Below are 20187 nucleotides of genomic sequence, written 5' to 3' on the forward strand. Positions count from 1 at the left end.
TAAACCGCTTTCTCTTCATCAGTCCGTCCTTCAATCAAGGCCCGGACTCTAATCTCAGATGGAGGAAATTCTCAGTGGCAGGTCACCGACAGCAGCGTGCCGAAGATCGGCACCAGATTGATGAACAGGCCGGCGCGGTTGGCGCCGATCAGTTCGTTGCCCCTGATGTAGAAGATCTGCGAGATGACCGAGGCGCCGATCGCGGTATAGACGATGACTGTCCAGCCGCGCGCGTCGGGTACGATGACCTTGCCGGCAGCGACCTCCCACAGGAAGAAGGGCAGCGAGGTGACGAGAGCTGCGACCGACAGGGCCAGCATCAGGCTCTGCCAATGCATTACCGGTTTCAGCCGCAGCCCGACCGAATAGCCGCTGTAGAGAAACACGGCGACCAGCATGATGGCGTCGCCGAAATTGAGCTCCAGCGTCAACAGCCGGCGCGGGTCGCCGTGGCAGGCGGTCAGGATCACGCCGGCGATGGTCAGCACCACGCCGACAGTCTGCGCCCAGTTCACGCGCAGGCGGAAGAAGACGAAATTGGCAACGATGATCAGGATCGGCATCGCCGCCTGTTCGATCGAGACGTTGATTGCAGTGGTGTAGTTGAGCGCCGTGTAGAAGATGGTGTTGAACAGAGTGAAACCGCTGGCGCCGAGGGCCGCGAGGATGAGCCAGTGCTTGCGCACCACCGGCCAGTCCTTCTGGATCGTCTTCCAGCCTATCGGCAGCATGACCGCCACGGCCAGCACCCAGCGCAGGAAGACGAGCGTCATCGGCGAGACGTGATCGACCGCCAGCTTGCCGGCCACCGAGTTGCCGCCCCACAGCAAGGTGGTGAGCAGCAGGAATATGTAGGCGCTTCGATGCATCGCGGGATTCCGACCGCGGGGCCGCGGTGTTTGTCGGCCTATTGCCCCCATGCGCCCAAGTAAATGATGTCAAAGCCGAAAATTGTTGTGCCTCAGGGCATTTTCGGCGGCAAAGAAAGGTCGCGCTCGCGAGGTGTTGACGTTATAGAGGCCTGTCGTTTCGAACCATATTCAAGCCGCTTGGCGGCGTCTCAAGGGAAAAGAAACATGGCCAATGTGGTGGTCGTCGGCTCGCAGTGGGGCGATGAAGGCAAGGGCAAGATCGTCGACTGGCTGTCAGAGCGCGCCGATGTCGTGGTGCGTTTCCAGGGCGGCCACAATGCCGGTCACACGCTGGTCGTCGATGGCAAGGTCTACAAATTGTCGTTGCTTCCGTCGGGCGTCGTGCGCCAGGGCAAGCTGTCCATCATCGGCAACGGCGTCGTTTTCGACCCGCACGCTTTCGTCGCCGAAGTGGCGAAGCTCAAGGCGCAAGGTGTCGAAGTGGCGCCGGATCGCCTGAAAATAGCCGAAAACACAGCGCTTATCCTGTCCCTGCATCGGGAACTGGACGGATTCCGCGAGGACGCTGCTTCCAACTCCGGAACGAAGATTGGCACGACCCGTCGTGGCATCGGCCCCGCCTACGAGGACAAGGTAGGCCGGCGCGCGGTCAGGGTGATGGATTTGGCGGATTTGGAAACGCTTCCTTTGAAGGTCGACAGACTGCTGACGCACCACAATGCGCTGCGTCGCGGGCTTGGCCATGCGGAAGTCACGCATGATGCGATCATGCATGAGCTGACTTCGGTTGCGCACGAGATCCTGCCCTATATGGACCGGGTCTGGAAGATTCTCGACGACAAGCGCCGGGCCGGCGAGCGCATCCTGTTCGAGGGCGCGCAAGGCACACTGCTCGATATCGACCATGGCACCTATCCGTTCGTCACCTCGTCGAACACGGTCGCCGGGCAGGCGGCTGCCGGCTCCGGCGTCGGCCCGGGCGCCATCGGTTATGTGCTCGGCATCACAAAGGCCTATACGACGCGCGTCGGCGAAGGTCCGTTCCCGACCGAGCAGAAGAACGAGATCGGCGAATTCCTCGGCACGCGCGGCCATGAATTCGGCGTCGTCACCGGCCGCAAGCGTCGCTGCGGCTGGTTCGACGCGGTGCTGGTGCGTCAGGCCGTCGCCGTCAACGGCATCAAGGGCATCGCGCTGACCAAGCTCGACGTGCTCGACGGGCTGGACGAGATCAAGGTCTGCACCGGCTATCGTCTCGATGGCGAGATGATCGACTATCTGCCGGCCAGCCAGGGTGCCCAGGCGCGCGTCGAACCGGTCTACGAGACGCTGGAGGGCTGGAAAGGCACCACCGCCGGCGCGCGCAGCTGGAACGATCTGCCGGCCCAGGCGGTCAAATATGTCCGTTACATCGAGGAGCTGATCGGCGCCCCGGTCGCACTCCTTTCCACCAGCCCGGAACGGGACGACACGATACTTGTGACCGATCCGTTTCAAGATTAGTTTCTCAGCTTTCCGGGCATCGCGGCTGATTTGCGGGGGCCGGCGCGGAAACAAAATACAGGTCGACTAAAGCATGGCAGATTTCGTTGCTATTCTGAAAAAGGCGCTCGACAAACACGGCGACGAGACGCCGGAGAAGCGTACGCGCATCTATGCCAGCGTTCGTACCATGCTGGCGAAGAAGCTTGAGGAATATTCGCCGCCGCTGGCCACCGAAGCCATAACCACGCAGAAGCGTTCGCTGGAAGACGCCATCGTAAGTGTCGAGCGCGACTATGCCCAAAGCGTGCCGGAGACCGACCCGCTCGCGGAACTGGAACACATCTTTTCCTCGATTGATCGCAACAAGAACCAGCCGAGCCATACACGGCAACCGGCGAAGGCGGAATCGGCCTGGCCGGCACCGCCTGCGGCCAAGCCTGAACCTTATCAACCCGCCCCAACACCTGCCGCCAAGGTCGAGCCAAGCTGGCAAAGGCCGACGCCGGTGCCTTCCCAGCCGGCTCGCGCCGACACACCTCTTGCAGGGATGGACGCCGAGGAGGCGGACGACGGTGTCGATGTCTTTTCCAGCAACGAAGAGCCGGTATCGGACACTTTCCAGCGTCTGCGCCCGGCGGAGCGCAAGCGCAGCTATGGCGGGCTGATCGCCGCCGTCGTCGCGCTGCTGGTCGTTGCCGGTGGCGGCTACGGCATCTGGCTGAACAAGGATGCCTTCGGCAAGATGCTCGGGCTCGACGGCACCAAGGTCGCGACAAAGACAGAACCCGTGAAGCCGGCACCAGCCAAGCCGGCAACCGATGCCGTGGCGCCGCCGCCGGCGCCCGCAGCTGGCGGTACGGAAGCCGAAAGCACGAAATTCACCCAGCGGCTGACGCCGCAAGGCAGTGAAGTCGACCCCGGCCCGGCCGGCGGACAAAGCGGCATCGGCGAAGGCGAATCGGTCGCTGCGCTGACCACGCCGCCCTCGGCGACCCGCGCGCCACCGATTTACGCACCGGCCTCCGGCACGCCTGCCGCGGCTACGCCTCCGGCAACAGGCGCCGCACCCGCGACGCCGCCTGCCAACGGAGCTGCGCCGGCCGATGCCGCAGCCACTCCGCCAGCACCGGCGGGTGCCGCGCCGGCGGCACCGGCAGCCACGCCTGCCGAAACCGCGCTGCCGGTCGGCCAGAAGGCGATTTTCTATGAGGAGCGCACCAGCACCGCCCAGGGTTCGGCGGAGCCGGGCAACATCGTCTGGTCCCTGGTGCAGGAATCGCCCGGCGGCGACCTGCCGCCGGAGCCGGCGATCCGCGCCGAGGCCACCATTCCCGGCAAGGACATCCAGTTGCGCATGACCATCCGCCGCAACACCGACCAGACCTTGCCGGCCAGCCATATCATCGAAATGATCTTCCTGACGCCCGACGGCTTTGAAGGCGGTGGCGTCGACAACATCCTGCGCGTCGCCATGAAGGGTTCGGAACAGGATGCCGGCAGCCCGCTGATCGGCATTCCGGCCAAGATCGCCGACGGCTTCTTCCTCGTCGCGCTCAACGACACCAAGGCCGACGAAGACGCCAACATGACCTTGCTGCGCGGCCAGGACTGGATCGACGTGCCGGTCGTCTACAAGACCGGAAGGCGGGCATTGCTGACCATGGAAAAAGGCATTCCCGGCGAGAAGGTGTTCGACGAGGCGATCAAGGCCTGGCAGGCGAAGACGGCGGGCTGAGAAGGGAGCCGGCCCGAAGCCTCGTTGACTCAGAAGCCCTGGAACAACATATCGAGCGCGGCGACGATGTCGTCGTGGTGCCGGGAGAGATTTCCCTCGGCATCCGGCAATTCAGAGGCCATCAAGGCTGACATGAACTGCGTGACCATTACATGATCTTTGCCATCGATAGCGAAGGTCGGATTTAGTCGGCGGCCCGGAACCGGGGCTATGTTGGGCGGCATCAACGGAATGACGACTCTTGTGCTCAGTCCTTCAAGAAGGTCGGACTGAACATCGAGAAAATAGCCGCCGCCCTCAGCATTCCGATAAAGATCGTAACGTGCCATCAAAACAGCCGGTATTTGGCTAATGGCAGTCCGTTGCGCCTGACATATTCATTGGAGCTTTCAATGGCTTCTTTGTTTTCCTCTTGCCATCGACGCGTCTTTTCCGCCGCAATCGCTTTCGCGATCCCCGCCTCGGCGGCGCGGGAAATGTTGATGCCCAACGCTTTGGCGTCATTGATCAATTGAGAATCAATGGACGTGTTGACGGATTGCCGTTGAGGTTTTGGCGTCGATTGAAGCATGGAAATCGCTCTCTTTTATGCGCATAATATAGGCGCATAAAAGTTCACACACAATCCCTTACCCTTCCATCTCTTCGCGCAGCATCTCCAGTTCTAGCCATTCCTCCTCCAACGCTGCCAGCGTCGCGCGCTCCTTGTCGAGCGCGGCGATCGTCTTCTGGAACGAGGCTGGGTCGCGCTCGTAATAGGCCGGATCGGCGATGTTGTTCTCGAGCCTCGAGATCGACGCCATCACAGCTTCGATTTTTTTCGGCAGCGATTCCAGTGCGAATTTCTGCTTGAACGACAGTTTTTTCGCTGGACCTTTTGGCGCTGTGGCCTCGCTCTTGCCCGGTGCGGGCGCTTCGCCGTTTTCGGCCTTCGCGCGCGCCTTACGGTCGTCGAGCCTGGTGCCGCCGCGCTGCGCCAGCATGTCGGAATAACCGCCCGCATATTCGATCCAGCGGCCGTCACCATCCGGTGCGATCAGGCTGGTGACGGTGCGGTCGAGGAAATCGCGGTCGTGGCTGACCAGGATGACGGTTCCGGCAAACCCGGCGACCAGTTCCTGCAGCAGTTCCAGCGTCTCCATGTCGAGATCGTTGGTCGGCTCATCGAGCACCAGAAGGTTTGCCGGCCGCGCCAGCACGCGCGCTAGCAAGAGCCGTGCCCGCTCGCCGCCGGAAAGCTCGCGCACCGGCGTGCGCGCCTGCTCCGGCTTGAACAGGAAGTCCTTCATGTAAGAGACGACATGGCGCTGCTCGCCATTGATGACGAGATTTTCGCCGCGTCCGTCGGTGAGATACTGCGCCAGCGTCTCCAGCGGGTCGACGGCCTCGCGCTTCTGGTCGAGCGTGGCGATCTCCAGATTGGTGCCGAGCCGCACCGAACCGGCGTCGGGCTTCATCTCGCCGGTCAGCATCTTCAGCAGCGTCGTCTTGCCGGCGCCGTTCGGCCCGACCAGGCCAACCCGATCGCCGCGCTGGATGCGGGTTGAAAACCCCTTGACCACGGTGAGATCGCCAAAGCTCTTCTCGATGTTTTTCGCCTCGATCACCAGCTTGCCGGATTCGGCGGCGTCGCTCGCCACCATGGTGGCCGACCCTTCGGCGCCGCGATGGCCGCGAAAGCGCTGGCGCATGGTCTGCAATTCGCCCAGCCGGCGCATGTTGCGTTTGCGCCGCGCCGTCACGCCATAGCGCAGCCAGTGTTCTTCGCGCACGATCTGGCGGCCGAGCTTGTGCTGCTCGCGCTCTTCCTCTTCCAGCACCAGGTCGCGCCATTCCTCGAAATGACCAAACCCCTTGTCCAGCCTGCGGGTCTGGCCGCGATCGAGCCAGACGGTGGCGCGCGACACGCGCTCGAGAAAGCGGCGGTCGTGCGAGATGACGATCAATGCCGAGGAGGTGCGGATGAGTTCTTCTTCCAGCCATTCGATCACCGAGAGATCGAGATGGTTGGTCGGCTCGTCAAGCAGCAGGATATCGGGCTCTGGCGCCATGACACGGGCAAGGGCCGCGCGCCTTGCCTCGCCGCCGGACAGATCGTTCGGCTGCTCCTCACCCGAGAGGCCGAGATGCTCCATCAGATAGCTGGCGCGGTACGGATCGTCGGCGGGGCCTAGTCCGGCCTCGACATAGGCGCGGACCGATGCAAAACCCTCCATGTCGGGCATCTGCGGCAGATAGCGGACGGTCGCCGAAGGCTGGCGGAACACCTCGCCGTCCTGCGGCTCGATCAGGCCGGCGGCGATCTTCAGCAGCGTCGACTTGCCCGACCCGTTGCGGCCGACCAGCGCTATCTTGTCGCCGGCTGAAGCCGTCAAGGCGGCACCATCGAGCAGCGGCGTGCCGCCAAAGGTCAGCTTTATCCCGTCGAGATTGAGAAGGGGCGGGGCCATGTCAGCTTTCAGGTAAGGGATAGGGATGAGCGAGCAGCATCGCACGGCCATGATCCAGCGCGATTTCGAGGCGGCCCTTGACCTCGTTGGAGATGGTCAGCGACGAGCCGAACGCCACCTCGACGTGGTTCAGCGGCCATTTGGCGCCAGTCACGGTCAGGCCGGTGAGTTCGGAAAAGCCGAGTACCGAAAACAGCGTGCCGTTGGCATAGTCGAATCCAGCCTTGCCGTGGAGCAGGGGAACACCCTCCTGGGCGCCGCTGGTCAGGAGCACATCAGTCCCTGCCTCGGCCAGCCGCAGGGCAAGCGCCAGATGCAGGAAAGCGTGGTCGGCGCGCTTGCCGCCGAAGGCGCCGGCGAGCACCAGGCTGGTGGCGCCGAGCTCCAGTGCGGCGGCTATGGCCAGTTCGCCATCAGTCTTGTCCTTTTCGGCCGGGAAAGTCCGGCGGGGGACAGTGGCGAGATCGTCCGGCAGATTGGCTGGCACCGAATCGAAATCGCCCACCCACAGCTCCGGCACGAGATCCAGCAGCCGTGCATGGCCGATGCCGGCGTCGGCGGCGATGACGCGGGAGCCTTCGACCTGGCGGTCGAGCCGTGGCGTGCGGATGAGATCGCCGCCAAGCAGGATGGTGAATGTGCTCATATCGTGTGGCCCTTACCAGCCCGGCACGGGAAACGGAAGGCGGCAAACTCCCACTTGCGTGGGGGATCGGCCGGGCCTATGTGTCGAAACGCTCTAACGGGGTGCCGGACGCGATCTTCGCGGACCGGCTGAGAGGCAGTCTCGCCAACCCGCTGAACCTGATCCGGTTTGTACCGGCGGAGGGATTAGACGTTTCGGACAGTCCGACGCCTCAATTCCTTTTAATTCGAACGAAGGAGGCGCCGATGCGCACGCTTTTATACGCTCTTGTCTCAGCAATGACCGTGGTCCTGTCCGGGCCGGCCTTAGCCAAGGACAAGCTCACCGTCTACACCTATGAGAGTTTCACCGCCGACTGGGGTCCGGGTCCCGTGGTGAAGAAGGAATTCGAGGCCGAATGCGGCTGCGATGTCGAGTTCGTCTCGGTCGCCGATGGCGTGGCGCTGCTTAACCGCGTCAGGCTGGAAGGCGCTTCGACCAAGGCCGATATCGTGCTCGGCCTCGACACAAATCTGACCGCCGACGCCAAGGCCACCGGCCTGTTCGCACCGCATGGCGCGGTGACGGATGTCACTGTGCCGGGCGGCTGGAGCGACGACACTTTTGTTCCCTTTGACTACGGTTACTTTGCTGTCGTCTACGACACCGAGAAGCTGAAGACGCCGCCGAAGAGCCTGAAGGACTTGGTCGAAGGCAGCGCCGACGACAAGATCGTCATCCAGGACCCACGCACCTCGACGCCGGGCCTCGGCCTGCTGTTGTGGGTCAAGTCTGTCTATGGCGACAAGGCACCGGAGGCCTGGGCCAAGCTCAAGGCGAAGGTGCTGACCGTGACGCCGGGCTGGAGCGAGGCCTATGGCCTGTTCACCAAGGGCGAGGCGCCGATGGTGCTGTCCTACACGACCTCGCCGGCCTACCACATGGTCGCCGAGAACACCGAGCGCTACCAGGCGGCCTCCTTCGAGGAGGGCGAGTATCTGCAGATCGAGGTGGCGGGCATCACCACCACGGGGGCCAAGAACCCGCTGGCGGCAAAGTTCATGGCCTTCATGACAGGGCCGAAGTTCCAGGATGCCATCCCCGAAACCAACTGGATGTTCCCGGCCGGCAAGACCGACAAGCCGCTCAACCCGGCCTTCGACAAACTGGTCAAGCCGACCAAAACCTTGCTGTTCAGCCCGCAAGAGGTCGCCGCCAACCGCAAGGCTTGGGTGGATGAATGGCTGGCGGTGATGAGCAAGTAATTTGGTCCTATGATCGAAAGATGAGTGCTCTACGGCGCCCCCCTCTGTCCTGGCGGACATCTCCCCCACAAGGAGGGGGGCGCGAAGGAACGCGGCCTTCGCTAAGAACCTCAAGTCAGGTGGTCCAGCGTGCAGCGCGCGTCTGACGCCCGCATCACCGCTGGCACCCTGGCGCTCGCTGCAATAGCGCTGCTGATCGGCGGCGCGTTTGCCGGCCTGCTTTTCGAAGGCGCCCACGATCTTTCGGGCGCCTGGGCAGCCTTCGATCCCTATCTGCTTCGCGTCATTCGCTTCACGCTCTGGCAGGCGGCGCTGTCGACGCTGCTTTCCGTCGGGCCGGCGCTGTTCGTGGCGCGGGCGCTGTCGCGGCATCCACGCTTCTTCGGCCGCAGCTTCATCCTGCAGCTGTTCGCCGTCCCGCTAGCGCTGCCGGCCATCGTCGCGGCCCTCGGCATCCTGGCGCTTTATGGCCGCGCCGGCTATTTCGCCGATGTGCTCACGGTGATCGGCGGCGGAAGCTGGCCGGGTATCTATGGCCTGTCCGGCATTCTCGTCGCCCATGTGTTCTTCAACCTGCCGCTGGCGACGAGGCTGTTCCTCGAGGCGCTGCAGACCATTCCATCCGACCAATGGCGGCTGGCGAGCCAACTCGGCATGGCGGCACGGCCGGCGTTCCGGCTGATCGAATGGCCAACGCTGCGTGCGGCATTGCCGGGTGTCGCCGGGCTTGTCTTCATGCTCTGCATCACATCCTTCACGATCGTGCTGACGCTCGGCGGCGGGCCGGCCGCGACGACACTGGAGGTCGGCATCTACCAGGCGCTGCGCTTCGATTTCGATCCCGCGCGGGCGGTGACGCTGACGCTGCTGCAGATCGCCTTGACCCTTATCATGGTGCTGGCACTGACGCGGCTGGGCGCCAATGTGGTCGGCGACACCAATCTGCCGGTTGCGCAACGCCGCTATCTCTCGATCAACGGAAGCGAGACCTGGCTGAACGCCATGCTCATCGCCTTGGCGCTGCTGTTCGTCGTCGGGCCGATGGCGGCGACGGTGACGGCCGGGTTGGGTGCCGATCTCGGCCGGCTGGCCGGTGAGGCCACTGTCCGACAGGCGACGCTGACCAGTGCGGTGCTCGCCTTCCTGTCTGCACTGCTCTCGGTGGTACTGTCGCTGGCGCTGACCGTGGCGCGCCGGGCGCTGGCGCTGAACCGCCGGGCCGGGCCTCGGACAATGCTCGAACATGCCACGGATACAGGCGCCGGCTTTGTCCTTGTCGTGCCACCGATCGTCGTCGGCGCTGGCTGGTTCCTGTTGCTGCGCCATGTTGGCGATGTCTTCGCAATCGCCCCGGTCATGGTCGTCACCGTCAATGCGGTGATGGCGATGCCGTTCGCCCTGCGCGCCGTCCGTCCCGCCTACGATGCGGCCAGCGAGCGTCACGAACGGCTCTGCGCACAGCTCGGCATCGCGGGCTGGAACCGGTTGATGCTGGTCGACTGGCCGTCGCTGCGGCGGCCGCTCGCCACGGCCTTCGCTTTCGCCATGGCGCTGTCGCTTGGCGATCTCGGTGTCATTGCCTTGTTCGGCAGTGATTCCGTGCAGACATTGCCCTACCTTCTCCTGGCGCGCATGGGCAGCTACCGCACGCAGGACGCCTCTGGCCTGGCACTGCTGCTAGGCCTCGTCTGCCTCGCGTTGATCGTGGCGGCACACTGGCTGGGAAGGGAGAGGGTCCGGGATGCATGACGGGGCGGCCAGCAAGCTTGAGAAGGGCGCGCCGGTGCGGCTGGACAAGGTGTCGTTCAGCTACGGCGAGGCGCCGCTTGTCTTCGACGTCGAGTTTGCTGCGGCGAAAATCACCGCCATCATGGGCCCGAGCGGGTCGGGCAAGTCGACGCTGCTCAATCTGGTCGCCGGCTTCGAGACGCCACAGTCGGGCCGCGTGCTGATCGGCGGCGCCGATGTCAGCGCCGAGCCGGCCTCGGTGCGGCCGGTGTCGATGGTGTTCCAGGAGAACAATCTCTTCGCGCATCTCTCCGTCGAGCAGAATGTCGGGCTGGGCCGCTCGCCATCCCTGCGGCTGACCGAGGCGGACCGCGCCGCGATCGCCGAGGCGCTTGCGCGCACCGGTCTTGGGGGCAAGGAAAAGCGCCTGCCGCGCGAACTTTCCGGCGGGGAACGCCAGCGTGTCGCCCTGGCCCGCGTTCTGGTGCGCGATCGGCCAGTGCTGCTGCTCGACGAACCCTTCGCGTCGCTCGGCCCCGCTCTGCGCGACGACATGCTGGATATGGTCGCCGCCGTTCATGCCGAGCGGGGCATGACGGTGCTGTTCGTCACCCACCAGCCGGAAGACGCACGGCGTATCGGCGAGCACATGGTGTTTCTCGACGATGGGTTGGTCGCCGCAACCGGCAAGGCGGATGATTTTTTCACCGGGACTGGTCCGGAAGCATTCCGGCGCTATATCGGCGCGAGTGCGGGGGATGCCGTATCACGAGATGTTGCCCGGAAGCGGACATAATTTACGGTCAAACCGGCTCCAGGCGACGTGGCGCTTGCTTGCCTTGGCTGGAGGAGTGTGGCTAGGTCCGCCCTACTGGTCCGGCACAGGCCGTGATTTGCCTGCAGTATCCGCCGCCTGCCCCGAGGGACATGCAACGGATACTGCAGTGGTTTGAGATATAGCGCATGACACATTTCGAAGATCGCCCCCGATTTTCGTGATCATGCGCCGGGACCCGAAAGGAAGCCGTTCTGGCGATCGGCGCTAACACACTACGAATGAAACCGCTGGCGCGCTTTCTTGCGCTGGCCGGCTTTGCCGTGGCGCTGGCGAGTTGCCAGATGTTCACGCCGCCGGCGGTTCAGGAATCCGGCTTCCAGCCGTCCGACAAGCCGATCACGGTCGACAATGTCGGCGCCAACAATAAACTCGCCGAATTGGCCAAGGCGCAGCATCCGCGCATCCTGGCGACCTATGGCGGCGAATATTCCGATCCCAAGCTCGAGCGCATGGTCGCCAAGGTGGTCGGCAATCTGACGGTGGTGTCCGCCAACCCGACGCAGACCTATCGCATCACCATCCTGAATTCGCCCAACGTCAACGCCTTCGCGCTGCCGGGCGGCTATCTCTACATCACCCGTGGCCTGCTGGCGCTGGCCAATGATTCGGCAGAGCTTGCCGCTGTCATCGCCCATGAAATGGGCCACGTCACCGCCAATCACGGCCTGCAGCGCCAGCAGCTGGAGGCCGAGGAGGGCTTGGCGACGAAGGTGGTTTCCGATGTGCTGGGCGACAGCCCGACCGCCAAGGCGGCACTGCTCCGCGGCAAGCTGAGGCTCGCGCAATTCTCACGCAACCAGGAGCTGGAAGCGGATGCCATCGGCATCAAATCGATCGGCGAAGCCGGCTACGATCCTTTCGCCGCCGGCCGTTTCCTGCAGTCGATGTCGGCCTACACGGATTTTCGCTCGATCAGCGGCGCCACCGACGCCAGTCTCGACTTTCTGGCCACGCACCCCAATACGCCGCAGCGCATCGATCTGGCGCAGCGCCATGCCCGCCAGTTCGGCGCGCCGGGCGTTGGCACGCGCGACCGCGATTCCTTCCTCGCCGGCGTAGACGGCCTGCTCTATGGCGACACGCCCGAGGAAGGCTATGTGCGCGGCGAAACCTTCCTGCATCCGGGCCTCGGCCTCTCCTTCTCGGTGCCACAGGGCTTCATCATCGACAATTCGGCCGCCGCGGTGACGGCAACCGGCCCCGGTGACATGGCGATCCGCTTCGACGGCGTCTCGATCGACAAGAACCGCGCGCTGACCGACTATATCCGCAGCGGCTGGGTGGCTGGTCTCGACGACAGCAGCGTCAAGCAGGAGACGATCAACGGCAACGAGGCGGCGACCGCGCATGCCGGCGCCGAAGGCTGGCAATTCGACATTGCCGTGATCCGTGCCGGTGGTCAGGTCTACAGGCTGCTGACCGCGGCACCTTCGGCCAGCACCACGCTGGACGCGGTCGCGCGTTCGGTCAGCGGATCGTTCCGTATCCTGAGTGCTGCCGAAAAGGCGGCTCTGAAGCCGCTGCATATCCGCGTCGTCACCGTCCAGCCGGGGCAGACGATGGGTTCGCTTTCTGCTCAGATGGTTGGCGTCGACCGTAAGCTCGACCTGTTCCGCGTGCTCAACGCGCTGTCGCCGGGCGCTGCGGTTTCGGCCGGCGACAAGGTCAAGATCGTCACCGACAAATAGACCCGTTGCGACCTGCCCGATGCGGTCTCCCTTGCGTCATGAGGTCAGGCGGCAGTCGCCATGAACTCCGGGTTCTGCTTCACCAACGCGACCTTGAGCTTTTCCATGGCGCGGGCCTCGATCTGGCGGACACGTTCCTTGGAAATGCCGAGCGTCTCGCCGAGCGCTTCGAGCGTCGCGCCCTCGTCGTTCAGCCGGCGTTCCTCGATGATCCGCAGTTCCCGTGCGTTGAGCGCGCGAAGCGCCTCTCTCAGCCAGAGAGAGCGGCGGGCGACATCGATCTTGTCGCCGACGATCTCGTCGGGCAATGGATCATCCGAGACCAGGAAATCCATGCGCTCGGTCGAACCCGCATCGTCGGCTACCGGCATGTTGAGCGAGGAGTCGGGCGCCGACAGCCGCGAATCCATCATCGCCACATCGGCTTCGGAGACGCCGAGTGCCTCCGACACTTGGCGATAGAGCGTCGCGTTGGACAGCGGCTCGGCGCCATTCGCCAGCCGCGCGCGCAGGCGTCGCAGGTTGAAAAACAGAGCCTTCTGCGCCGAACTGGTGCCGCCGCGCACGATCGACCAGTTGCGCAGTATGTAGTCCTGCATCGAGGCGCGGATCCACCATGTCGCATAGGTCGAAAACCGCACCTCGCGCTCCGGCTCGAAACGAGCGGCGGCTTCAAGCAGGCCGACATGGCCCTCCTGGACCAGATCGCCGAGCGGCAGGCCGTAGTGGCGGAATTTGGAGGCCATGGAAATGACCAGCCGCATATGGGCGACGGTGATGCTGTGCAATGCGTTCTGGTCATTGTCCTCTTTCCAGAGCAATGCCAGCCGATGTTCCTCGTCACGTTCGAGGTAGGGAGCCCTCATTGCCGCGCGGACCATGACCCGTCCTGCCGTGTCTTCCATCATGAGGCGCTCCCTGGCTCAGGCGATGCGGATGACCTTGCAAACTTGGCTGGCGCCCAGGTTGAAATGGCGGCGTCGTGCCCTAGAACAGCCAGAACGTGCGGTGTGCGGGAATGGTTCCCTGGTTGCTGCCAGGCGAATCGTATGGCTTGAACGATGTCTGCACGGACCGGTAACGGCCTCGAGTGCCGCCAAGAAATGCCATTTAGAGAATCTGATTTCAGAAACGCGCTATTTTTGAAATCATGTTCCTTATTTTTTCCGGTTGTATCTGCCAGTTTCCAGCGCTCACAACATGCCGGGATATCCGGCCAAGGACGGGATCACAGAAAAATGAAATGGCTCAAGTCGCTCATTATCGCCGGAACGCTGCAGGCTCTGGCTGTCACCGCGGGCCATGCCGGTGCCAATCTCGACCAGATCAAGCATGCCGGGGTGATCAAGGTCGGTACGGAAGGCACCTATGCGCCATTCACTTATCATGACACTTCCGGCGCGCTGGTCGGCTTCGATGTCGAGATCGCCAAGGCGATCGGCGACAAGCTCGGCGTCGAGGTGGAGTTCCTCGAAGGCAAGTGGGATGGATTGATCGCCGGTCTCGACGCCAATCGCTATGACGTCGTCATAAACGAAGTCGGCATCACCGACGCCCGCAAGGCCAAGTACGATTTCTCCGATCCCTACATCGCCTCCAAGGCGGTGCTGATCGTGCGCGGCGACAACACCGACATCAAAACCTTCGCCGATCTCAAGGGCAAGAAGTCGGCGCAGTCACTGACCTCGAATTTTGGCAAACTGGCCGAGGCGAACGGCGCCGAACTTGTCGGCACCGATGGCTTCGACCAGTCGATCCAACTGCTTTTGACCGGCCGTGCCGACGCCACCATCAATGACAGCCTGTCATTCCTTGACTTCAAGAAGCACAAGCCCGACGCCAATGTGAAGATTGCCGCGCAAGAGGAAAACGCCGACTATTCCGGCGTCATCGTGCGTAAGGGCGATCCGGAACTGGTTGCGGCCATCAACAAGGCGCTGGCCGACATCAAGGCCGACGGCACCTATCAGAAGATCGCCGACACCTATTTCGGCCAGGACGTTTCGAAGTAATCCTGTGAGGTGGGCCGATCTCCGGCCCATGAGACATATCAAGCGGCGAGCCGTCTTTGACGGCCCGCCGCTTTTGTCGTGATATGTCGACTGCGTTCGCGCCTTGATGAAGCCGCCTCGACCCTTGGAGAGTCTTACGTGCCGCACTGGCTGCAACTGATGCTGGAGTCGCTGCCTTCGCTGTTGTGGGCGGCGCTTATCTTCACCGTGCCGCTGACGCTGCTGTCCTTCATCCTCGGCTTGACCGTCGGCCTCGGTGCAGCACTTGGCCGACTGTTCGGGCCGAAACCGCTGGTCGCGCTTGTGCGCTTTTATGTCTGGATCTTTCGCGGCACGCCGCTCCTGGTTCAGCTGTTCCTGATCTTCTACGGCTTGCCGTCGGTCGGCATCCTGTTCGATGCCTTCACGGCGGCGTTGATCGGCTTCACGCTCAACATCGGCGCCTACACGTCGGAAATCATCCGCGCGGCGATAGGCTCGGTGCCGAAGGGCCAGTGGGAGGCCGCCTATTCGATCGGCATGACCTGGAGCCAGGCGATGCGCCGGACGATTCTCCCACAAGCCGGCCGGGTCGCGGTGCCGCCGCTCTCCAACACTTTCATCTCGCTGGTCAAGGACACGTCGCTGGCGGCCGCGATCACCGTGCCGGAAATGTTCCAGGCGGCGCAGCGCATCGTCGCCACCACCTATGAGCCGCTGATCCTGTATGTCGAGGCGGCGATGCTCTATCTGGCGATGAGTTCGGTGCTGTCGGCCTTGCAGACCCGGCTGGAAATCCGGCTCAACCGCTATGGTGGCTTCCTGGAGGCGCGCTCATGATCGGCCTCACCAACATCGAGAAACGCTTCGGCGACAATCTTGTGCTGAAGGGCGTGACGGTCACCATCGCCGAAGGCAGCGTCACGGCGCTGGTCGGCCCTTCGGGCGGCGGAAAAAGCACTCTTCTGCGCTGTATCAACCTCTTGGAGATCCCGACCTCGGGCACGGTGCGCATCGGCGACGAGGCGCTCGAATTTCACCCCGGCGGCAGGGTTGCTGCCAGGGATATCCAGCGCCTGCGGCTGCAGACCGGCATGGTGTTCCAGAACTTCCAGCTGTTTCCGCACCGCACCGCGATCGAGAATGTCATGGAAGGGCTGGTGACGGTGCTGAAATGGCCGCCGGAGAGAGCACGCGAGCGAGCGCTCGCCCTGCTGGAGAAGGTGGGCATGGTGCACAAGGCCGATGCCTGGCCGGCGACGCTGTCGGGTGGCCAGCAGCAGCGCGTGGCGATCGCCCGCGCCTTGGCACCATCGCCGAAGGTGCTGCTCTGCGACGAGCCAACGTCGGCGCTGGACCCGGAACTGGCGCAAGAGGTGGTCGACGTGCTCGGCAAGCTCGCCAGCGAAGGCACGACCATGGTGATGGCGACGCATGATCTGCGCCTCGCGTCCAAGATCGCCCAGGAAGTGGTGTTCCTCGATGCCGGCGTCATCGTCGAGAAGGGGCCGGCCGCAGTGCTGTTCGGCAATCCGGAGCACCAGCGGACCAGGCGGTTCATTGCGACGCTGAAGCAGGAGGCGGAGAAGGAAGCTGGCGGCGAAGGATCGCTGTAGTTTCATCATCCCAAAAGCAAAAAACCCGGCGCAAGGCCGGGTTTTTCATGAATTCAAAGGCGGAAAAGCTCAGGCAGCTTCTTCCTGCTCGGCTTCCTCATTGTCGGCCTTGGCGCCACGCTTAGGGCCCTTGTTGAGGTTGACCTCGATCAGGCGCACGGCCTCGGTTTCCGACATGCGGTTGACGGCCGCGATCTCGCGAGCCATGCGGTCGAGTGCCGCCTCGTAGAGCTGGCGTTCGGAATAGGACTGCTCCGGCTGGTTGTCGGCGCGATAGAGGTCGCGCACAACTTCCGAGATCGAGATCAGGTCGCCGGAATTGATCTTCGCATCATATTCCTGGGCGCGGCGCGACCACATGGTGCGCTTGACGCGGGCGCGGCCCTGCACGACCTTCAGCGCGCGCTCGACATAATCTTCTTCCGACAGCTTGCGCATGCCAATGGAGGTCGCCTTGGCGACCGGCACCTTCAGACGCATCTTGTCCTTCGAGAAGTCGATGACGAACAGTTCCAGCTTGTGTCCAGCAACTTCCTGCTCGTCGATCGAGACGATCTGGCCGACGCCGTGTGCCGGATAGACGATGTACTCGCCGGTCTTGAAACCGTGACGCGCAGCGGTGGACTTCTTCTGCGGGGTGATCGTAGCCATTACGCCCTGAACTCCTTGTTGTGGTGCCGGCGTCCTGCCGGTCCGAACTCGCGCGATCGGGAAAGCCGATCGTTAACCGCACAACAGATGAACCCATCGGAAAAGCCGGACCGGCAAACCGCAACATTGCGACCGCCTGGCCCAGATCGCTCTGGTCCGAATGGGATTTTCACCTTTCAGTGATTTGGGGCGTCTGCGCCATAAATCGACGTTGTGTCACCGGCATGTTTGGTTGATGTAACACAAAAAGTCGGAAGAATCAAGGTTTTGCTGCATAAGCGAAGGCCACAGGCCGGCGCCGCCTGTCAAGGCGGTTAATGTGACGTGCCTCCTACCCCATGTAATACCGGCCTTTGCGGCCGTGTTGTCAATCGCCTTCGCCGGGCTCGGCCGAGAAGTATTTCTCGAACTTGCCGGCCTCGCCGTCGAAAGATTTGGCGTCTGCCGGAGGCTCCTTCTTGGCGGTGATGTTGGGCCATTTATCGGCGTATTCGGTGTTAATCTGCAGCCATTTGTCGAGGCCGGGCTCGGTGTCGGGCTTGATCGCATCGGCCGGGCATTCCGGCTCGCAGACGCCGCAGTCGATGCACTCGTCGGGATGGATGACGAGCATGTTCTCGCCTTCGTAGAAACAGTCGACCGGACAGACCTCGATGCAGTCCATGTATTTGCATTTGATGCAATTGTCGGTCACGACATAGGTCATCGGTCGGCTCCGGGACGTCCCATTTTGTTGGGCTTTTTCCGTCAGGTAACGCCTTTATCGGCCGCTTGCAAGGGCAGCCATTGCGGGCGGTGCCGGTGTTTCCGGAATGGAATTCCAGACGGCAGGCCCGGCGGAAGTCAGTCGTGTCCCGCAGAGCGTCTTGTTTGCCGGGTTCAGTTTTGCCTCAGGCGTGTCGTTGTCCTAAAACAGCCACGCGTTTTAGGCGCGACAGGCGTCAGTCTTCGCCGAGCAAGCGGTCGGTCTGGCGGCGTTCCTTCTTGGTCGGGCGGCCGCTGCCGGCCTCGCGCAGCGCCGGAAGCGCATCGGCGGGGGCTTCGCCCTTCGGCGCTGGCGGCGGCGAGATATCCTCGTAGAGCGTGCGTGCCTCCTCGGCCGGGCCACGCCGCACTCCGGCGCCGAGCACTTTCCAGACGAAGATGCGCCGCTCGAGCGTGATGGTCAGGACGTCGCCGGGCTTGATCAGATCGGAGGCCTGCGCTGCTTTGTCGCGATTGATGCGCACGCGGCCGGCGACCACCAGTTTCGCCGCCAGCGAGCGTGATTTCACGGCGCGCGAGAAGAACAGCCATTTGTCGATGCGCTGTCGGCCCTCGACGACCATCGAAGCGAGCCAGTTCTACTTCTTCAGCTGGTCGCGCAAAGCGGCGAGCTTGGCAAAGGGCGAGTCCGGATCGAAGCGCACCGGGCGCTCCTCGCGCGGCTTCGGCTGGAAAGCCGGCTTGCCGCCTTGCGCACCACCCTTGCCATCCGGCCTGCCGCCCTTCCAGTCGGGCCGGCCTTCACGGCGGTCGGGACGCTCGCCCTGCGGGCGGCCGTCACGCCGCTGTTCGCCCTCGGCCTGCGGCTTGGGCTTGAACTTCGAGCGGTCGAAGCGCGGCTTGCCGGCACCGGCGCTTCGACCCGCATGGGTCGGACGTTCTCCGGGAGCAGCCGCGGCCGGTGCGCCGGCGGCATCCGCAGGCGCATCGCTTCGGCCGCGCGCTTGTCCGTTCCGTGGGCGATTATTCCTGCGGTTGTCGTCGCGGTTGCGCGGGCGCTGTTCGAAACGACCCTGACGCCACAACAGGATGGGTTTTGGCGCTTCGGCTTCCGGGGCGGGTTCGCTGCTGGCGGCTGCTTCAGCCGCCGCTGCAGGTTCGTTAGGCGCGGCGTCCGTTGCGGGCGCGGCATCTGGCGTCAGCTCGGCCGGTGCGGCTTCAATCTCGGCAGCTTCAGCCGCTGCCTGCGGTTCAACCGGCGCAGGTTTGGCGGCCTCTGCAACAATCTCGGCGACCGGCGCTTCGTCCTGCGCGGTTTCGACCGGAGTGTCCGCCTGTTCTGCCACACCGGGCACAGCAGGTTCTGCCGCGGCGTCCGCGATGATTTCGGCAGGACTTTCGGTTGGCGTTTCCGAAACGGCCACTGCGTCCGATGCCGGCTCCGAACCTTCGACCGCTGCCTCCGCGGCCGCGTCGGTTGCCGCGGCTTCCGCCGCCTTGGCCTGTTCGGCACGTGCCGCCTCTTCCGCCGCCAGCTTGGCAGCGGCAGCTTCGCGCGCGGCATTGTCCTGTGCTTCGAGCCGCGCCTTCACTTCAGCCGGCGGCTTCGGCTCGGCGCGGTAGCCCAAGCCTTTCAGGATTTCTTCCATGTCGTCCGCGGTGGCGCCGAGGATCGACATCATCGGCGGCGTCACCATGAAGGACTGGCCGTCATAGGCGCCGTCAGGGCGCTGGCCGAGGCCGGGCTTCCAGTTGGTCGCCGGGCGGATCAGGTCGGCCAGCCGTTCCAGAATGTCGATGCGCACGGCGCGGCGGCCGAGATTGCGGTAGCCGGCGAGCTTGTAGAAGGTCTTGTCGAAAGTCGGATCGATGACCACCGAGGTGCGGCCGGAAGCGAGCGCGTGAACCACGTCGCCAAAGCCGGGCTTGTCCTTGCCGTCGTTCTTCAGCGCCCACAGAAGCGTTACCAGCCCGGCAGGCGCCGGCTTGATCAGCGCCGGCACGAAGACATGGTAGGCGCCGAAGCGCACGCCAAGCCGGCGAAGGGCGGCGCGGCCTTCCTGGTCGAGCGACTTCATCTCCTCGGCGATGTCGCGGCGGTTGATGAGACCGAAATTCTCGACCAGCTGGAAGGCGATGCCACGGCCGATGCCGGAAATCTGGTCGGCGTTCTTCAGGTCGACCAGCGGCTTCAGCAGCGATTCGATCTGGAAATTGACGAAACGCTCGGCCCGCGCGGCGACCTTGTCGCGTGCCGGGCCAGTCAGCTGTTCGTCGGCCAGCAACACCAGGCGCGGCTTCAGCGCGTCTTCGCCGGAAACCAGCGTGCCGATCGGCGCGCCGATCCAGCGCAGCGTGCCGTCCGAGCCAAGCGCGATGTCGCCATTGGCTGAAGCGCCGAAGCGTTCAGCGCGCGCCTCGAACTCGGCGGCCAGCGCCTTCTGGGCGGGGGGGGGCCCCCCCGGGGGGGCCGTCAACCCACCAGCCGGGTGGGCGGTTGATGGGGGAGGCAGACAGGCCCCCAACCACGATGCGGGG

Annotated in this window: 18 protein-coding genes, 1 pseudogene and 1 riboswitch; of the genes and pseudogenes, 9 read left to right on the plus strand and 10 right to left on the minus strand. The window is 63.9% G+C overall.

The window, feature by feature from the left end; all coding sequences use genetic code 11:
* Positions 1 to 71 precede the first annotated feature (71 nt).
* Positions 72 to 869: a DMT family transporter gene (locus tag NKJ06_RS28160; protein WP_352632855.1), complete on the minus strand. Its 798-nt coding sequence runs from the start codon at positions 867 to 869 to the stop codon at positions 72 to 74.
* 207 nt (positions 870 to 1076) lie between these two features.
* Here NKJ06_RS28160 and NKJ06_RS28165 point away from each other — a divergent pair, with 207 nt between their 5' ends.
* Positions 1077 to 2375: an adenylosuccinate synthase gene (locus NKJ06_RS28165; protein ID WP_352632854.1), complete on the plus strand. Its 1299-nt coding sequence runs from the start codon at positions 1077 to 1079 to the stop codon at positions 2373 to 2375.
* Positions 2376 to 2448: 73 nt separating this feature from the next.
* Entirely contained in the window at positions 2449 to 4092 is a 1644-nt protein-coding gene (locus tag NKJ06_RS28170; protein WP_352811381.1) for a hypothetical protein, read from the plus strand.
* Between the two features lie 29 nt (positions 4093 to 4121).
* Here the strand turns inward: NKJ06_RS28170 and NKJ06_RS28175 are convergent, their stop codons facing one another.
* The 4 genes from NKJ06_RS28175 to NKJ06_RS28190 are packed head-to-tail and all read right to left on the minus strand — an operon-like array spanning position 4122 to position 7188.
* Entirely contained in the window at positions 4122 to 4421 is a 300-nt protein-coding gene (locus NKJ06_RS28175) for a CcdB family protein (protein WP_127297430.1), read from the minus strand.
* Positions 4421 to 4663: a type II toxin-antitoxin system CcdA family antitoxin gene (locus NKJ06_RS28180; RefSeq protein WP_031213967.1), complete on the minus strand. Its 243-nt coding sequence runs from the start codon at positions 4661 to 4663 to the stop codon at positions 4421 to 4423. Before NKJ06_RS28180 ends, NKJ06_RS28175 begins: the two co-directional genes overlap by 1 nt.
* A gap of 58 nt (positions 4664 to 4721) precedes the next feature.
* Positions 4722 to 6542: an ABC-F family ATP-binding cassette domain-containing protein gene (locus tag NKJ06_RS28185; RefSeq protein WP_352632852.1), complete on the minus strand. Its 1821-nt coding sequence runs from the start codon at positions 6540 to 6542 to the stop codon at positions 4722 to 4724.
* A 1-nt stretch (position 6543) separates the two neighbouring features.
* Positions 6544 to 7188: a thiamine diphosphokinase gene (locus NKJ06_RS28190; protein WP_352632851.1), complete on the minus strand. Its 645-nt coding sequence runs from the start codon at positions 7186 to 7188 to the stop codon at positions 6544 to 6546.
* Between the two features lie 87 nt (positions 7189 to 7275).
* A riboswitch (TPP riboswitch) is annotated at positions 7276 to 7390 on the plus strand.
* Between the two features lie 43 nt (positions 7391 to 7433).
* Between NKJ06_RS28190 and thiB the strand changes: the two genes are divergently transcribed.
* The 4 genes from thiB (at position 7434) to NKJ06_RS28210 (ending at position 12686) form a co-directional block, all read left to right on the plus strand.
* Positions 7434 to 8432, plus strand: coding sequence for a thiamine ABC transporter substrate binding subunit (gene thiB / locus NKJ06_RS28195; RefSeq protein WP_352632850.1), 999 nt, complete (start codon positions 7434 to 7436; stop codon positions 8430 to 8432).
* A 129-nt stretch (positions 8433 to 8561) separates the two neighbouring features.
* Entirely contained in the window at positions 8562 to 10181 is a 1620-nt protein-coding gene (gene thiP, locus NKJ06_RS28200; protein WP_352632849.1) for a thiamine/thiamine pyrophosphate ABC transporter permease, read from the plus strand.
* Positions 10174 to 10956, plus strand: coding sequence for a thiamine ABC transporter ATP-binding protein (gene thiQ / locus NKJ06_RS28205; RefSeq protein ID WP_352632848.1), 783 nt, complete (start codon positions 10174 to 10176; stop codon positions 10954 to 10956). The genes thiP and thiQ overlap by 8 nt, the downstream gene beginning before the upstream one ends.
* Positions 10957 to 11216: 260 nt before the next feature.
* Positions 11217 to 12686: a M48 family metalloprotease gene (locus NKJ06_RS28210; RefSeq protein WP_352632847.1), complete on the plus strand. Its 1470-nt coding sequence runs from the start codon at positions 11217 to 11219 to the stop codon at positions 12684 to 12686.
* A gap of 44 nt (positions 12687 to 12730) precedes the next feature.
* Here NKJ06_RS28210 and NKJ06_RS28215 read toward each other — a convergent pair whose 3' ends face one another.
* Entirely contained in the window at positions 12731 to 13594 is an 864-nt protein-coding gene (locus NKJ06_RS28215) for an RNA polymerase factor sigma-32 (RefSeq protein WP_352632846.1), read from the minus strand.
* Positions 13595 to 13924: 330 nt separating this feature from the next.
* Between NKJ06_RS28215 and NKJ06_RS28220 the strand changes: the two genes are divergently transcribed.
* The 3 genes from NKJ06_RS28220 (at position 13925) to NKJ06_RS28230 (ending at position 16293) form a co-directional block, all read left to right on the plus strand.
* Positions 13925 to 14698, plus strand: a complete 774-nt coding sequence (locus NKJ06_RS28220; protein WP_352632845.1) for an amino acid ABC transporter substrate-binding protein — start codon at positions 13925 to 13927, stop codon at positions 14696 to 14698.
* A 138-nt stretch (positions 14699 to 14836) separates the two neighbouring features.
* The gene (locus NKJ06_RS28225; protein ID WP_352632844.1) at positions 14837 to 15517 is read left to right on the plus strand and encodes an amino acid ABC transporter permease; all 681 of its coding nucleotides are present in this window, start codon (positions 14837 to 14839) and stop codon (positions 15515 to 15517) included.
* Positions 15514 to 16293 (plus strand): amino acid ABC transporter ATP-binding protein, encoded by a 780-nt coding sequence (locus NKJ06_RS28230; protein WP_352632843.1) that lies wholly within the window; start codon positions 15514 to 15516, stop codon positions 16291 to 16293. The genes NKJ06_RS28225 and NKJ06_RS28230 overlap by 4 nt, the downstream gene beginning before the upstream one ends.
* Before the next feature lie 69 nt (positions 16294 to 16362).
* Here NKJ06_RS28230 and NKJ06_RS28235 read toward each other — a convergent pair whose 3' ends face one another.
* From NKJ06_RS28235 to NKJ06_RS28250, 4 genes and pseudogenes are all read right to left on the minus strand, one after another.
* A complete protein-coding gene (locus tag NKJ06_RS28235; RefSeq protein ID WP_013529179.1) occupies positions 16363 to 16944 on the minus strand; it encodes a CarD family transcriptional regulator in 582 nt (193 codons plus the stop codon).
* Between the two features lie 367 nt (positions 16945 to 17311).
* On the minus strand, positions 17312 to 17650 hold the full coding sequence (fdxA, locus tag NKJ06_RS28240) for a ferredoxin FdxA (RefSeq protein ID WP_095487362.1): 339 nt from the start codon (positions 17648 to 17650) through the stop codon (positions 17312 to 17314).
* Positions 17651 to 17885: 235 nt separating this feature from the next.
* The gene (locus NKJ06_RS28245) at positions 17886 to 18272 is read right to left on the minus strand and encodes an RNA-binding S4 domain-containing protein (RefSeq protein WP_352632842.1); all 387 of its coding nucleotides are present in this window, start codon (positions 18270 to 18272) and stop codon (positions 17886 to 17888) included.
* A gap of 15 nt (positions 18273 to 18287) precedes the next feature.
* Positions 18288 to 20187: pseudogene (locus tag NKJ06_RS28250) on the minus strand (helicase); the annotation flags it as partial.

Source organism: Mesorhizobium sp. M0293 (assembly GCF_040321735.1).
Lineage (GTDB): Bacteria > Pseudomonadota > Alphaproteobacteria > Rhizobiales > Rhizobiaceae > Mesorhizobium.